7 protein-coding genes are annotated in these 14,303 nt (G+C 59.5%); 6 read left to right on the top strand and 1 reads right to left on the bottom strand.

What is annotated here, in order from left to right; all coding sequences use genetic code 11:
• Window positions 1–324 precede the first annotated feature (324 nt).
• From N655_RS0106465 to N655_RS0106440, 5 genes are all read left to right on the top strand, one after another.
• Complete coding sequence (locus N655_RS0106465) at window positions 325–3,570, top strand: TonB-dependent receptor (RefSeq protein WP_026442326.1); 3,246 nt, start codon at window positions 325–327, stop codon at window positions 3,568–3,570.
• Between the two features lie 80 nt (window positions 3,571–3,650).
• Window positions 3,651–5,222: a flavin monoamine oxidase family protein gene (locus tag N655_RS0106460; protein WP_026442325.1), complete on the top strand. Its 1,572-nt coding sequence runs from the start codon at window positions 3,651–3,653 to the stop codon at window positions 5,220–5,222.
• The gene (locus tag N655_RS0106455; RefSeq protein ID WP_026442324.1) at window positions 5,212–5,682 is read left to right on the top strand and encodes a Rid family hydrolase; all 471 of its coding nucleotides are present in this window, start codon (window positions 5,212–5,214) and stop codon (window positions 5,680–5,682) included. The genes N655_RS0106460 and N655_RS0106455 overlap by 11 nt, the downstream gene beginning before the upstream one ends.
• Window positions 5,683–6,018: 336 nt before the next feature.
• Window positions 6,019–8,097, top strand: coding sequence for a S9 family peptidase (locus N655_RS0106445; RefSeq protein ID WP_026442323.1), 2,079 nt, complete (start codon window positions 6,019–6,021; stop codon window positions 8,095–8,097).
• Between the two features lie 30 nt (window positions 8,098–8,127).
• The gene (locus N655_RS0106440) at window positions 8,128–8,775 is read left to right on the top strand and encodes a response regulator transcription factor (RefSeq protein ID WP_026442322.1); all 648 of its coding nucleotides are present in this window, start codon (window positions 8,128–8,130) and stop codon (window positions 8,773–8,775) included.
• Between the two features lie 29 nt (window positions 8,776–8,804).
• Here the strand turns inward: N655_RS0106440 and N655_RS0106435 are convergent, their stop codons facing one another.
• Window positions 8,805–10,328: a 3-keto-alpha-glucoside-1,2-lyase-like domain-containing protein gene (locus N655_RS0106435; protein WP_162173510.1), complete on the bottom strand. Its 1,524-nt coding sequence runs from the start codon at window positions 10,326–10,328 to the stop codon at window positions 8,805–8,807.
• A 219-nt stretch (window positions 10,329–10,547) separates the two neighbouring features.
• Here N655_RS0106435 and N655_RS0106430 point away from each other — a divergent pair, with 219 nt between their 5' ends.
• Window positions 10,548–14,267, top strand: coding sequence for an outer membrane beta-barrel protein (locus N655_RS0106430; RefSeq protein WP_026442320.1), 3,720 nt, complete (start codon window positions 10,548–10,550; stop codon window positions 14,265–14,267).
• Window positions 14,268–14,303 lie beyond the last annotated feature (36 nt).

The raw sequence follows: 14,303 nt of genomic DNA, 5'->3' as shown, positions 1-14,303 counted from the left end.
CTCCGGCAGGTTTCTTTAAAAGCAAACAGAAGAGCGGTTTGTATGCGGTCTGCTGGGTGCGCGTGCGGTCGGGAAACGCCGCTTCCTTGATTAGCTTTCTTTATGGCAGTGCCGCTGTTTTATCGATAGCGCCAGTTTTTCTGTTGAAACAACCAATCTGTCCACACAAAGTGGGAAGTATGAAACTCACACAGGTGTTTCATGCAGCGCGTCATCCCAAGGAAGCATTTCCCTGGGAGCGGCCGCGCTTGTCGTTCTTCCGCTGAGCTGTAGATCTTCCAGAAAAAAGACTGAAACCTTTCATCCCTTTTGGAGGTGGTGGGCATGGATTTTTCCAGACGTTTGTATTTCCTGGCAATTTTGTTTGCGGGTCTGTTCCTCTGGCGGTATCCGGCAGGAGGGCAGACCTTCCGTGGAGGCATCAACGGAGTGGTGACCGACCAGGCGGGTGCTGCGATTGCCGGAGCGCAGGTGACGGCCACGGCCGATGATACCCAGGTCTCCCATGCGACGGTCAGTTCCAGCGCGGGCGAGTTTGTTTTTCAGGACCTTCCGCTGGGCAGCTATACGGTGACGGCCTCGGCCAGCGGATTTGAAACGCTGAAGGTGGGCAAGGTGATGGTGACGGCGGGCACCCTCTACACGCTGCCCATGAAGCTGACGGTGGCATCGCAGGCCACAACGGTGGAGGTCTCAGCGGCGGCGCTGACGCTGGACACGACGTCCACGACACAGACGACGGTCTTACAGGGGAAAGCGGTGCAGGACATTCCGCTGAATGGCCGCGACTTCACGCAGCTCATCGGACTGACGCCGGGCTTTGCCGGATATGTGGGCGGCGGATATGGATCGCTGAATGGCACGCGCGCCAACCAGATGAACTGGCAGATTGACGGCATTGATAACAACGACCTCTGGCACAACATACCGGCGGTGAACCAGGGCGGCGTCTCGGGGATTGCCGGCATTGTGCTTCCGATTGATGCGGTAGAGCAGTTCTCTGCACAGACGCAGGCGCCGCCAGAAACGGGCAGAAACCCGGGCGGCACGATCAATCTGAGCCTGCGCTCGGGGACCAACGGGCTGCACGGCTCGGCCTATTACTTCAACCGTAATGAGGCGCTGGGCGCGAAGAACCCGTTTACGGCGACCAAGCAGGAGGTGCGCAATTACAACTTCGGGTTTTCTGCAGGCGGCCCCTTTATCAAGGACAAGTTCTTCTGGTTTACGACCTTTGAAAAGCAGCGCTTTGTCATCGGCGTTCCCGCACAGGCGACGGAGCCGTCCCATGCTTATCAGCAGGAGGCCGAGGCGATCCTTGCCAACCATGGGATTGCGGTCAATCCGGTGGCGCTGGCATTGATCAACGGCACCGGCTCCGCCAAAGGGCTGTGGCCAAGCTATGCGCTGAATGGACCGGCAACAAGCAACAACTACACCAGCGTGGACCCGGAATATGGATACAGTTACAACGGGCTGATCAAGCTGGACTACACGATCAACGAGAGCAACAGCCTTTCCGCGCACTGGTTTGGCGGACAGGGCAACCAGGTGGCCCCGGTCGGTTCCGTACTGAAGCCTTACTATGAAGTGGCCCCGATCCACGTGCAGAATTATGCGCTGGTCTACAACCATGTCTTTACGCCGGCCGTGACCAACCAGGTGCTGGCCGGGGTGAACTACTTCAACCAGGTCTTCCATGATTTTGAAACGGACTTTGAACCGGCCACGCTGGGACTGGTGACGGGAGCGCCTTTCAGCGGGTCGCCCAACATCAATATCGGGCTGAATGGAGAGTTTGATCCCGTAGGCATGACGCCTCCGGAGGGACGCAACGACATTACCGGGCACCTGACGGACGATCTTTCCTGGACGGTGGGAAAACACCAGTTCAAGTTCGGGGGTGAGTACCGGCAGGCGCAGTTAGATGAGTTTTATCACCGCCACGCGCTGGGGGCGCTGTCTTTCGACGGAGCGCAGGGGCCGTGGACGAGCGCGGACCTTGCTGCCTACGGCGGAGACACAAACCTGCTGCCGCTGGCCGATTTCATGGCGGGATATGTCTCGCCCACCGCGTCTTCGATCGCCATTGGGAACCCGGACCGGCAGGTTTTTGTGAACACCTTTGATGTGTTTGCGCAGGACGCATGGCAGATCACACCGAAATTTTCCTTTAACTATGGCGTCCGGTATGACTATGAAGGGCCGCTGCACAACGACTACAAAAACCTCTCAGTTTTTCGGCCATCACTGGGCGGCATCGTGTTCCAGGGGCAGCAGATCAGCTCACTCTATGACAGAAGCTGGCTGAACTTCAGCCCGCGCCTGGGGTTTGCCTACCAGGCGATGAACAGCACGGTGGTGCGCGGCGGGTTTGGCTTTTACTTTGATACACCCAACCTGAACCCGTTTCTGGACAACCGTCCGGGGAATGGGGCGCCGAACGGCGTGGAAGGAAATCCGAGCGGGCCGAGTCCGGTGCTGACGGTGCAGCCTTTGAACATTGGGAGCAGTCATCCGATCCAGAGCGGCGTGCCAGTGTTTCCGACCAGCAGCAATGCGGACTGCCCGTGCGCGCTGTTCTCCGTGGACAAGAACTTCCGTAATGCCTACAACATGAACTTCAACCTGCAACTGGAGCAGAGCCTGGGCAGCAAGATGGTGGCGCAGATTGGCTATGTAGGCAGCGAAGGCCGCCGTTTGCTGAGCCTGCTGGACATCAACCAGAGCTTTGTGGACCCGGGGTTGGGCGTGACTCCGGGAGTGTACTCGACCTTTGTGCAAAGCTCGGTGAGCGCCAATCCGCTGGTGGGGACCAATCCGATTAACCAGATTGAGAGCATTGGGACCTCAAATTACAACGCGTTGCAGGCCACGCTGCGGACACAGAGCTGGCACGGGCTTACCACCAACCTGATGTACACCTGGAGCCACAATCTGGACATCGTGACGGCCTACCGTGGTGCGCTGCCGCAGGACAGCCATCACTTCAAGGGTGATTACGGAAACAGCGATTTCGATACGCGGAATACGTTTGTGGGGTTCTTCTCCTATGAGATCCCGGGATCGAGTCATCTGAAGGCGCTCACATCGGGATGGCAGGCCAATTCGCTGCTGTCTCTGCATGGCGGGCAACCGTTCAGCGTGATGTCATCGAGTGATACTACCGGGACCAACGAGGGAGTGCAGCGGGCCAATGTGGTGGGCAATCCCTACCAGGGCATCCATCACAATTCGAGCACGACGCAGCGGTGGCTGAATCCGGCGGCGTTTGCAGACCCGGCCCAGTATACCTTTGGGGACTCGCGACGGAACCAGTATTACGGTCCGGGATACGGATCGTGGGACCTTTCCTTCTTCAAGAACACGGCGATTGGCGAGCGCGTGAACACGCAGTTCCGCGTGGAGATGTTCAATCTGCTGAACAAGAGCAACTTTGCGCCTCCCATCAACACGGTGGGGTCGAAGCTGGGGCTTCTGTATGACACGATTGGCGACTACAACGGAGCTCCTGGCATAGGCGCAGGTGAGCCATTCAACACACAACTGGGCCTGAAGATCATTTTCTGAGGGCCGCTCTCAGGCTGATTTCAGAAGGGACGCCCGCAGTGGTGGGGCGCCCTTTCTGCTGAACAAGAGACGGAGTTGATATGGGACTGACGCGACGCGACTTTCTGATGCGAGTGGGGCAGGCCGGCGGATACGGCGCTGCCTTTTTGGTGATGCAGCAGCTGGGACTGCTGCCGGTGCCGGGTGCTGAGGCGCAGAAGCTGCAGCCTGTTGCCGGCAAGGGTACGAAGGTGGTGATCCTGGGCGGCGGCATTGCGGGCCTGGTTTCCGCTTATGAGCTGGGCAAGGCGGGATACCGTTGTACGGTGCTCGAAGCACGGCAGCGTGTCGGGGGAAGGAACTGGAGCATTCGCCGCGGGACAAAGGTGAGTTTTGCAGACGGCACCGAGCAGCTGTGCGAATTTGAGGAGGGCCACTATTTCAATGCCGGCCCGGCGCGTCTGCCTTCCATCCACACCACCATGCTGGGATATTGCCGCGAGCTGGGCGTTCCGCTGGAGGTCGAGGTAAACACGGCGCGGGGCACGCTGTTGCAGTCTGACCGGATGAATGGCGGCGCTGCGGTCGAGCAGCGGCAGATGGTGAATGATACGCGCGGCCATGTTGCCGAGCTGCTGGCGAAAAGCCTGAAAAAGGGCGCCCTTGATGAAGAGATGACGGCCGAAGACAAAGAGCGCATGATGGCGTTCTTGCGCGAGTACGGCGACCTGGACCCGGAGTTTGTTTACCGGGGGTCGCTGCGCTCCGGATACAAGGTGTATCCCGGGGCCGGGCCGGAAAAGCCGCAGCCAAAGGACCCGCTGCCGATGCATGCGCTGCTCGATGCAGACCTGTGGCGCGGGCTGCTGGTGGAAGACCAGATTGACTGGCAGGCAACGATGTTCCAGCCCATCGGGGGCATGGACCGCATTCCTGCCGCCTTTGAGAAGAAGCTGGGAGAGGTGGTCCGGTACGGGGCGGAGGTCAAACGGATCCGTCAATCGTCGGGCGGGGTCACGGTCACGTATCGCGATACCAAGACCGGGCAGATGGAAACGGTGACGGGAGACTATTGCATCTGCGCGATGCCCCTCAGTGTGGTGAAGCACCTGGACGCAGACTTTTCGCCGGAGATCAAGGCGCTGCTGGAAGGCGTGAGCTACGATTCGGGCTACAAGATTGCGTGGGAATCGCGGAGGTTCTGGGAGCAGGAGTACAGCATCTATGGGGGCCTGTCGTACTTGCAGCAGACGGTGGATGTGGTGTGGTATCCGAGCGCGTCTTTCTTCTCGCAGACGGGGATCATCATCGGCGGATATTCGATAGAGAACGGGACCCCGTTTGGGAAGTTGCCCAATATGCAGGCCAAGCTGGAGGCCTCGCGCGCAGCGATCGAGAAGCTGCATCCGGGGCATTCGCGGGAACTGAAAAACCCGGTGTATGTGAACTGGGGAGAGATTCCGTACAACTATGGTTCGTGGATCCACGGGCGGGACGAGGAGTACGAGAAGATCTATCAGCGGATCATTCTTCCGGACCGACGGGTGTACTTTGCCGGCGACCACACGAGCAGACTCATCGGATGGCAGGAGGGTGCGGCGCTTTCCGCCTATCGGACCATCCATCAGATTGGTGCAGCGATGCAAAAGGGAGGGACTGAGAGTGCAGCTTAAGAGGGCCATGTTTGCGGCGGGGATGATGACAATCTTGTGCAGCGCAGGAGCGAAGGCGCAGACCACGCGCATCCCGTTGCCGAACTCGAACTTTCCCATCTCACAGGGAGTGTCGGCAGGAGACACACTGTATCTGAGCGGCATGATTGATTCTTCCGTGATGCATGGCGAAGCGGGGGACACGAAGACGCAGACCATCCATGTTCTCCAGCAGATCCAGAAGGCGCTGGAGGCGCAGAAGCTCACGCTGGGCGATGTGGTGATGATGCACGTGTATCTGACGGGAGATGCGGGCAAAGGCGGCAAGATGGACTTTGCCGGATTCATGGAGGGGTATTCGCAGTTTTTCGGAACAAAAGACCAGCCCAACAAACCGGCCCGCAGCGCCATGCAGGTGGCAGCGCTGGCCGCACCCGCGGCGCTGGTGGAGATTGAGGTGATTGCGGTCAAACCGAAGTAGCAGGACCCAGCCAGGAGAAAGAGGGAGGCCTCTCCAGCCGGGACCCTGAGGGCTGAGGAAGAGCTGGGGACTGAAGGAGTACGGGACCCTCCGCTTTGCCTGGGAGGTATACAACGTCACCAACACGGTGCGCTTTGATCCGGCATCGATTGGCAGCACGCTCAGCAGCGGCAATCTGGGGGTGGCCAGTTCGCTGCTTTCCTTTGGGCGGCGCATGCAGTTCTCACTGCGGTATGATTTCTGATTCACCATGGCCGGACTGGCCCGAGTGCGGTTTTTCGCTGCAGGGGTCCGGCCCTCTCGTGGTGGAAAATCGGCAGAACAGGCGGAAGACCCATGCGCAAAGCTGTCTCCATTTTCTGGGCCATTTGCGCGCTTGCCATCGCGGCAGGCGCACAGCAGACGCGGCCCCTGATTTCCCTGGATGAATTTCTGAGCACGACGGAAATTCGTGCGGCGAAGATTTCTCCGGATGGGCAGGCGGTGGTGGTGGCCATATCCGCTCCAGACTGGCGCCACAACCGCTACCGCGAGGAGCTGTGGCTTTGGAGGCAGAGCACCGGGGCCTTGGCGCTGCTGACCGAAGGCGGAGCGGATGCGCGGCCGGAGTGGTCTCCGGACGGGAAGTATCTGGCATTTGTCTCTTCGCGACCGCTGACCGGAGAGGATGAGGAGGACAAGGACAAGGACGAGACCGAGCGTGTGTGGGCGATTGCGGCCGATGGTGGCGAGGCCTTTCCGCTGTATCGGGAAAAATTGGAGACCCATGCCTTTGCCTGGTCTCCCGATGGGAGCAGGATCCTGTTCGCGGTCCAGCAGCCGTTGACTGAGGCGCAGGAGCAGGAGCAGAAACAGGAGTGGAAGGACGTCGTGCGGTGGCGCGAGCAGGAGCGCGGCGATGTTCTGCTGGCCCTTCGGCTGGACGCGGCCAAGGACGCAGCAACAAAGGTTTCATTGCCAGAGAATGAAAAGAAGGAGAAAGGTGCGTCGGCGCTGCCATCGTCGGCGCAGGTCATTGCGCGAAGCAATTTTGCCATTGCTGAGATTGCCCCTTATGGAGAGAAGATTGCGTTTGAAACGGAAAGCGTCTCTCACCGGATGGAAGACCCGCACGCAGCCGAGGTGTATCTGGTGGAGATGCAGGGCGGGACGGTGCAGCAACTGACGCACAATGAAGGGCTGGAGAGCAATCTGCGCTGGTCTCCGGAGGGCAAGAGGCTGTATTTTCTGGTGCGCGCGGCGGGTGGATCGGTGGAGGGCCCCTACCGGGACGTGCAGGGGCGGCTTTATGCTTTGGATCCCGGTACGGGAAAGATTGCAAGGCTGGGGAGCAGCTTTGAGGGCTCGTGGGAAGGCTATACGGTCACAGCAGATGGCCAGCTTCTGGCCACGGGACAACTGGGCACCGAACAGCAGGTGTACGCCATTGATGGAGACAAGGCAGAGGCCGTGCCGGGTTTGGCCGGCACTTACTCCGGGCTGGATGCCGCAAGGCAAGGGCAGCGGCTTGTGGTGCTGCACTCGACGGTGACGGAGCCGACCCAGGTTTTTCTTGCAGAAGGAAGCCATGCTTTAGAGCAGGCCAAGGCGGTGACGGCCTTCAATCCTGTCTTTCAGCAGCGGGCGCAGGTGGAATGGAGCGTGTACCGGTGGAAGGCCGAGGATGGCACCGCAGTGGAGGGAGTGCTGATTTATCCGCCGGGCAAGAAAGGTGCAAAACATCTGCCAATGCTGACGCTGATTCATGGGGGCCCGGCAGACGCGGACGGCAACCGCTTTGGCGCAGACTGGTATGACTGGGCGACACTGGCAGCGGCCAACGGGTGGCTGGTCTTCCGCCCAAACTACCGTGGATCGAGCGGATATGGGGACCGCTTCATGCTGGGAATTGCGCCGCACCTGGTGTCGCGGCCGGGCAAGGACATTCTGGAGGGAGTGGACGCGCTGGTACGGGACGGTATTGCCGATCCGGAGAGGCTGACCATTGGCGGATACAGTTATGGCGGCTACATGACCAACTGGCTGATTACGCAGACCACGCGCTTCCGGGCCGCTGTGACCGGGGCCGGCGCAGTCGAACATGCGGCCAACTGGGGCAACGACGATTTGACCTTTGACGATGCCTGGTATCTGGGCGGACGACCGTGGGAGGACCCGGGCCTTTATCAGTCAGAAGCGGCCTTGTTTCAATTCAACAAAGTCAGGACGCCTGTACATCTGGTGGGTGGGGATGCAGACGTCCGCGTGAGCTATCTGGAAGATGTGCTGATGGAGCGGGCGCTGGAGGCGCTGGGGATTCCTCATGCCTTTTTGGTATTTCCGGGTGAGGGCCATTCGCTGAGCAAAAATCCGTGGCACGGATACATCAAGGTGCGGGAAGAGCTGAAGTGGCTGCAACAGTATGGTGGAAGATGAGGGCGGTTGCTGCGAGATAGAATCTCATGCATGGCGAGGCAGCGAAAGGGACCGGATGCCATCCGGGTGCTGATTGTGGACGACCATCCTGTTGTGAGGGTGGGGCTGCGCACGATGCTGGACAGCGAGGAGAAGATTACTGTAACCGGGGCAGCGGAATCGGCAGCAGAAGCCATTGAGGAAGTGAAGCAGCAGCCGCCCGACGTGGTGCTGATGGACCTGCGGATGCCGGACATGGAGGGCGTTGAAGGCATTATGGAACTGCGGCGCCTCTGCCCGGACACGCGCATTCTGGTGCTGACGAACTATGAGGCAGACGATTACATTCTCCGCGCGCTCCAGGCAGGGGCGATGGGGTATCTGCTGAAAAGCACGCCGCAGGCGGAAATTGTGCGCGCCGTCGAGATGGTGCATGACAATCAGCGCTATCTTCCGGAAAGGATCAAAGACCGTCTTGCGGAGATCGTATCGCGGGAAGAGCTGACGCAGCGGGAGATCGAAGTACTGAGGCTGGCGGCCCGAGGGCATACGAACAAGGAGATTGCGCAGCAGCTTTTCATCAGCGACAAGACGGCGCGCAACCACATGGCAAGCTGTCTGGTGAAGCTGGGCGCCAGCGACCGGACCGAGGCAGTGACAACGGCCATCAAACGCGGGCTGATCCAGCTGGCCGACTAACCCGAGAGGGACTTTACAGCAGCGCTTTGCTAACCAGCGGCGGGCACTGAGACCGGCGGCAGCTTGCCGCGGAGCTTCCTGAAAAAGCGCTTCAGGGGCCTTTCCGGTTGCAGGCGTGCGATGACGTGCACCCTTGTGCCCTTTCCCGGCGTGCTGTGGATGTGCAGAACCGCGCCCACGTCCCGCGCCCTTTTCTGCATGCCCCGCAGGCCGAAACCGGTGCTCTCGGGGCGGACCTCAAAGCCGCGGCCATCATCTTCAATCACCAACTCGACAGTATTTCTGCTGTAAACCAGGGTCAGGAAAAGAAGATTCATCTCAGAGTGGTTGACCGCATTGACAATGGCCTCGCGGCCAATGTGTAGCAGGGCATCGGCCAGACGCAACGGTAAGGGTTTCACGGGTCCAAGGGACTCGGCCAGCACGTGGATGCGGTCTCCAGCCAGGGTCCTGGCGATGTCCCGCAGGGCGGCAAGAAGGTCGCGGGTAAAAGGCAGCGGCGAGCCCAGCATGGCGATGGTCCGGCTGGCTTCTTCATGGCATCTGCGCACCAACTGATAGGAAACCTTCAGTTGTTCTGCGATCTCGGAGAGGTCCGCAGAACCACGATGTGTGATGTTGTGGTAGATGCCCTGGATCTGGTAGCCGATTCCGGCAAAGCTCTGCGCCATGGTGTCATGAATATCGTGTGCGAGGCGCTCACGTTCCTGGGCGATGGTGTGAACCTTCCACTGGCGGAGCCGAAAATAGACGAGCTGGGACAGCAGCAGGACGGCGAGGATGCCGGTGAAAAGGACGGTCACGTGCCCGGGTGTCCACCAGGGCGGCGAAGGAAGATCTTCGGGGTGCTCGACGGAAGGGGCATGACGTTGGATGTCGAGGTAGTCGTTCCAGGTGGCGGGTGCAATACGGATGTTCCGCCAGAAGGCGCCGGGATTGAGGGAGCGAAGACCAATGCGGCCGCTGCTGATGCAGCCCGGCTCCTCAAAGGCCATCCAGGCGGTCGCGCCGCTGGCCAGATTTTGTACTGAGGCTGCGAGGTTGCAGTCATAGGCAACGACGCGCATCCGATACCAGGTATTGGGCTGTACGCCTCCCGGTACGGCAACTGGGCGGGCTTCGCGCCATCCGAAATCAGAGCGGCCAATGACCAGGCTTTCGTCCAGAGTACGCAGTCCGATGTAGTAGCCGCTGTAGGTGTCAGTACCTTTTGCAGGATCGCGGACACGCAAGACGAGCCCCATGTCGGCATTGGGGCTGGTGAATTTCATCTCCGCGGTGAGGGTGTAATTGCGCCAGTCCTGCGCGCCGGTCAGCAGCTTGGCCCCGCGTTCGTAGGACTGGTTGGAGACGGTGCCGCCGCCGATGGTCCAGTTGCCGCCCAGGGGCTTCCACTCGTTCTTGGATGGGGAGTGAAGGTCATAGGTCAAGCAAGGGACGGGGGCGGCGGAGGAGAAGGGCCGGAGCCAGGAGCAGATCCACAGCGCTGCGGCGGCAGCGGTGCAGGCGGTGAGAAGAAACCATGAAGACGAGCGCATGATCGGGGGCCTCATGCTTTTTGAATCTGCGGCTTGCGCCGGACGCACAACGACAGTTTGAGATAAGGATATGTCAAATGACTTATTTGTAAATAGGTCATTTGACATATTGCCACAGAGTGCAACGAGCACGTAACTTCAGGGTGCTGGATTTGTGGAATCGCTACCATCGTTGAATGGAATCCTTACCATACAAAAGCAAAAACGTAACAAGGATGTAACTGGAGGCAGATCATGCGCATAGGCAGTTGGAAGGCCGCGTTTCTGGCAATCGTAATTTTCTCGTCTTTTGCTGCGGGACGCGCACAGGAATTCCGCTCTGTGCTCACAGGGCTCATCACGGACCCTTCCGGAGCGGTGGTGACGAACGCCACGGTGACGGCAGTGAACACTGCGTCGGGCACATCGTACAGTGTCCAGACAAGCAGCAAGGGTGTTTACTACATTCCTTACATGCTGCCGGGGACCTATTCGGTGACTGTACAGGCAAACGGTTTCAAGACGGCGGTGCAGGACAAGGTGCTGCTGCTGGCTTCGCAGACCTTCAACCAGAACTTCACTCTAGAACTGGGGTCAGTGGCCCAGCAGGTGGTGGTGAACACAGCGCCGCCGCAACTGGAGACGACGACGGGCTCGGGTGGAACGGTGATCGACCAACGCACGCTGCAGAGTGTTCCGCTGAATGGCGGGCAGTCGTACATGCTGATCGGGACCACACCGGGCAGCCAGTTTACGCAGACGCAGTTTGGAACGGGTGGGTATTCCGGTACGCGCGGCTGGGACGTGACGAACTCTTACACGATTGGCGGCGGCATTGTCGGCAACAACCAGTTCACGCTGAACGGTACAAACATCACCAGCCAGTATGGGTATGACAATCACAGTCCGGGAGAATGGACGGTTTCGCCGAACATTGACAGCATCGAGGAAGTAAATGTCATGACCACGACCTACGATGCGCGATATGGAAGAACGAGCGGCGGCATTGTGAATGTGGTGACGAAGGGCGGCGATGACCAGTATCACGCCAGTGCCCGCTATGCGTATGAAGGGTCGTTCATGAATGCGAACACCTTCCAGAACAACCTGGCTGGGTCTCCGCGGCAGGGCGAGGTGCAAAACCAATGGTGGATCACCGCAGGGGGACCGATCATCCGCAAAAAGCTGTTTTTCTTTTTCGGATTTGAGGGATATCGGCAGTCGCTGGCCGGCTCCACGCTGATCAATGTCCCTCCTGCGTATCTGCGGCCGGGATATAACGGGAACCCGGGAGTGGATTTCGGACTGGTGCAGAAGATGGACCCGCAGGAGTTCCCGAACGGTGAGACGATCTTCCAGCCGGGGACGGCGCAGTGTCTGGACGGAGGTCCGGCGACCAGTTGCAGCAGCGACCATGTGGTGCAGACACCGTATCCGAACAACACGCTTCCCGGCTCGCAGATCAACAGCACGGCCACGGCGGTACTCAAATATATTCCGCTGCCGAACATTCCGGGGACTGACAATCTGGCGCGTGGGGCCAACTATCTGGCGCATACGCCGGACCTATATAACTACAACCAGCCGCAGGTGAGGGTGGACTATAACCTGACGGACAAGACGAAGATGTATAGCTACTTCCTGTACTGGAAGGGCAATGAAAACCGGAGCCAGAACGGGCTGACCGGGATCGCCTCGCATGGAAATATCAACTGGATCCATCAGAACTGGGTGGCGACGCAGGACCTGACGCATGTCTTTTCGCCGACGCTGGTCGGAGACTTCAAGATTGCTTTTGACCGCTTCTACGAATCCTCGCCGGACGGCGATTTTTCACAACAGACAGACCCGAGCACGATTGGGCTGGCGATGCCGCTGCCGGACACCACTTCAGGCAAGTATCTGCCGGAATTTACCGTGGGCGATGGCTGGGGCACGGGGCTGCTGAGCGGGAACACGGTCTTTGGCAACCAGATCAACTCAGATGTGACCAATAACTATGCGTTCAATGCGGACCTGACCAAGACGGCGGGCGCGCATACGCTGGAGTTTGGCGGAGAGATCGACGAGTTCCAATATGGCGGACGGCCTTATAGCGGCGGTCACCCGAACGGCGACTTTGGGTTTAACTCCGGGTGGACCCAGTTCAATCCACATAATGGAAACTGCTATCCGATTGTTCCGGGGAGCGGGAACTCCAATACCTGCTCTTCCAATACGCCGAACGGTTCCTCGCTGGCATCGTTTTATCTGGGACTGCCTTCTGGCGGGGGCATTGACTGGATCTACTCCTTGATGGAAGGTTATCCGGTCTATGCGATCTACTTCCAGGACAACTGGCGCGTGAACCATCGGCTGACGCTGAACCTGGGTCTGCGCTACGATGTGCAGCGCGGGTTACGCGAGCGCTACAACCATCTGAACCGGGGCATGTGCCTGACTTGCGTCAATCCGCTGACCAATGACGCGACCTATCAGGCCAATGTAGCCAATGCAGCCAATGTGGCGGCGTGGCAGGCTGCAGGTATTAACCCCACATCCCTGCAACAGGTGCTGGGCGGGGTCCAGTTTGCGGGAGCAGGCGGCCAGTCCCGGGATGCATATGACACGGACTGGTCGGATGTAGGGCCGCGCATTGGCTTTGCGTTTGTTCTGGATCCGAAGACGGTCGTTCGCGGCGGATGGGGCCTGATGTACTCCTATGGGCTGGAGGGCGGTTCGAGCATCGGTGAGGCACAGACCACGAACTACACGACCTCCCTGGATGGCGGGAACACCCCGACCAACTACTTCCAGACGGGGCAGCCCTTCGCAAGCGGACTCATCAAGCCTACAGGCAACAGTTTGGGACTGCTCACGGACCTGGGCAATGGCGGCGTACAGGTCGACTTCCCGGACCGCAAGGTCCCGATGGAGCAGATCCTCTCGTTTGGGATCCAGAGGGAGCTGCCGTGGGCGATGGTGCTCGATGCGCGCTATGCCGGAAACTTCAGCAGCCGTCTGCGCACCTTCCTGTGGATCAATGGGACGGCGACGCTGGCACAGTTGAAGGCGGCACAGGCCAATCCGCAGATCTGGGACCAGCAGGTCCCGAACCCGTACTTCAATGTACCGGGAATTTCCGGACCGGGACAGTGCGGGACCTCCTCGACGGTGGAGGCGATTGCGCTGATACTGCCGCTGTCGCAGTATTGCTCGCCGGGCGGCACGGGACTGGTGGGACAATACAACGCTCCGCTGGGCCGGAATTGGTATGACGGACTTGAGGTAAAGCTGACCAAACGCGCCAGCCACGGGCTGACCTTCAACATGGCCTACACGTATTCGAAGACGATGAATGGCGACGGTTACCAGAACGGGTGGCCGTTCCAGGACTACTTCCAGATCCACCAGCTAGCGGGCACGGACCGCACGCATGTGTACTCGCTGACCAGCGTATGGGACCTGCCGTTTGGTCGGAAGGGCATGTGGGGGGCGAATGCTTCGCGACTGGTGGACTCGCTGATTGGCGGCTGGACTGTGAGCAGCGTCTTCAATGCTCAGAGCGGGTTTCCTGTAGGAGTGAATACGGGCTGGTGGTATACGTGTCCGGGGACGAGCTATCGTCCGGCAGGCGGGACCTCAGTCGGACAAGGACGCTGGTTCAGCAACGATACCAGTTGCTGGCAGGGTATTCCGGCATGGGGCCTGATGAATCTGAAGGGGACCACGGCACAGGTGCGGAACCCGATTATGCCAAACCTGGACGCCTCCGTGCAGAAGACGGTGCCGATCTCAGACAAGCTGGACTTCCAGCTTCGACTGGACGCATTCAACGCCTTCAACTCGGTACTCTTTGGCGGCCCGGACACCAATCCGGGAGATGGACCGGCGAGCTATAGCCCCACCTCCGGGTGGAGCGGTTTTGGAACGGTTGGTCCGACGCAGCAGAACTTCCCGAGGATCCTTCAGATTTCAGGGAAGATCAGTTTCTAGAACGAGATTTCCGGGTCCCTTGCCGCGACATTGGTC

This window comes from Pseudacidobacterium ailaaui (genome assembly GCF_000688455.1).
GTDB lineage: Bacteria > Acidobacteriota > Terriglobia > Terriglobales > Acidobacteriaceae > Pseudacidobacterium > Pseudacidobacterium ailaaui.
This window is presented reverse-complemented; position numbering and strand designations above follow the sequence as displayed.

Excerpts from the sequence above, each read along its gene's own strand:
- N655_RS0106435 (WP_162173510.1), bottom strand. The coding sequence starts at position 10,328 with ATGAGGCCCCCGATCATGCGCTCGTCTTCATGGTTTCTTCTCACCGCC.
- N655_RS0106445 (WP_026442323.1), top strand. The coding sequence starts at position 6,019 with ATGCGCAAAGCTGTCTCCATTTTCTGGGCCATTTGCGCGCTTGCCATC.
- N655_RS0106430 (WP_026442320.1), top strand. The coding sequence starts at position 10,548 with ATGCGCATAGGCAGTTGGAAGGCCGCGTTTCTGGCAATCGTAATTTTC.
- N655_RS0106460 (WP_026442325.1), top strand. The coding sequence starts at position 3,651 with ATGGGACTGACGCGACGCGACTTTCTGATGCGAGTGGGGCAGGCCGGC.
- N655_RS0106465 (WP_026442326.1), top strand. The coding sequence starts at position 325 with ATGGATTTTTCCAGACGTTTGTATTTCCTGGCAATTTTGTTTGCGGGT.
- N655_RS0106440 (WP_026442322.1), top strand. The coding sequence starts at position 8,128 with ATGGCGAGGCAGCGAAAGGGACCGGATGCCATCCGGGTGCTGATTGTG.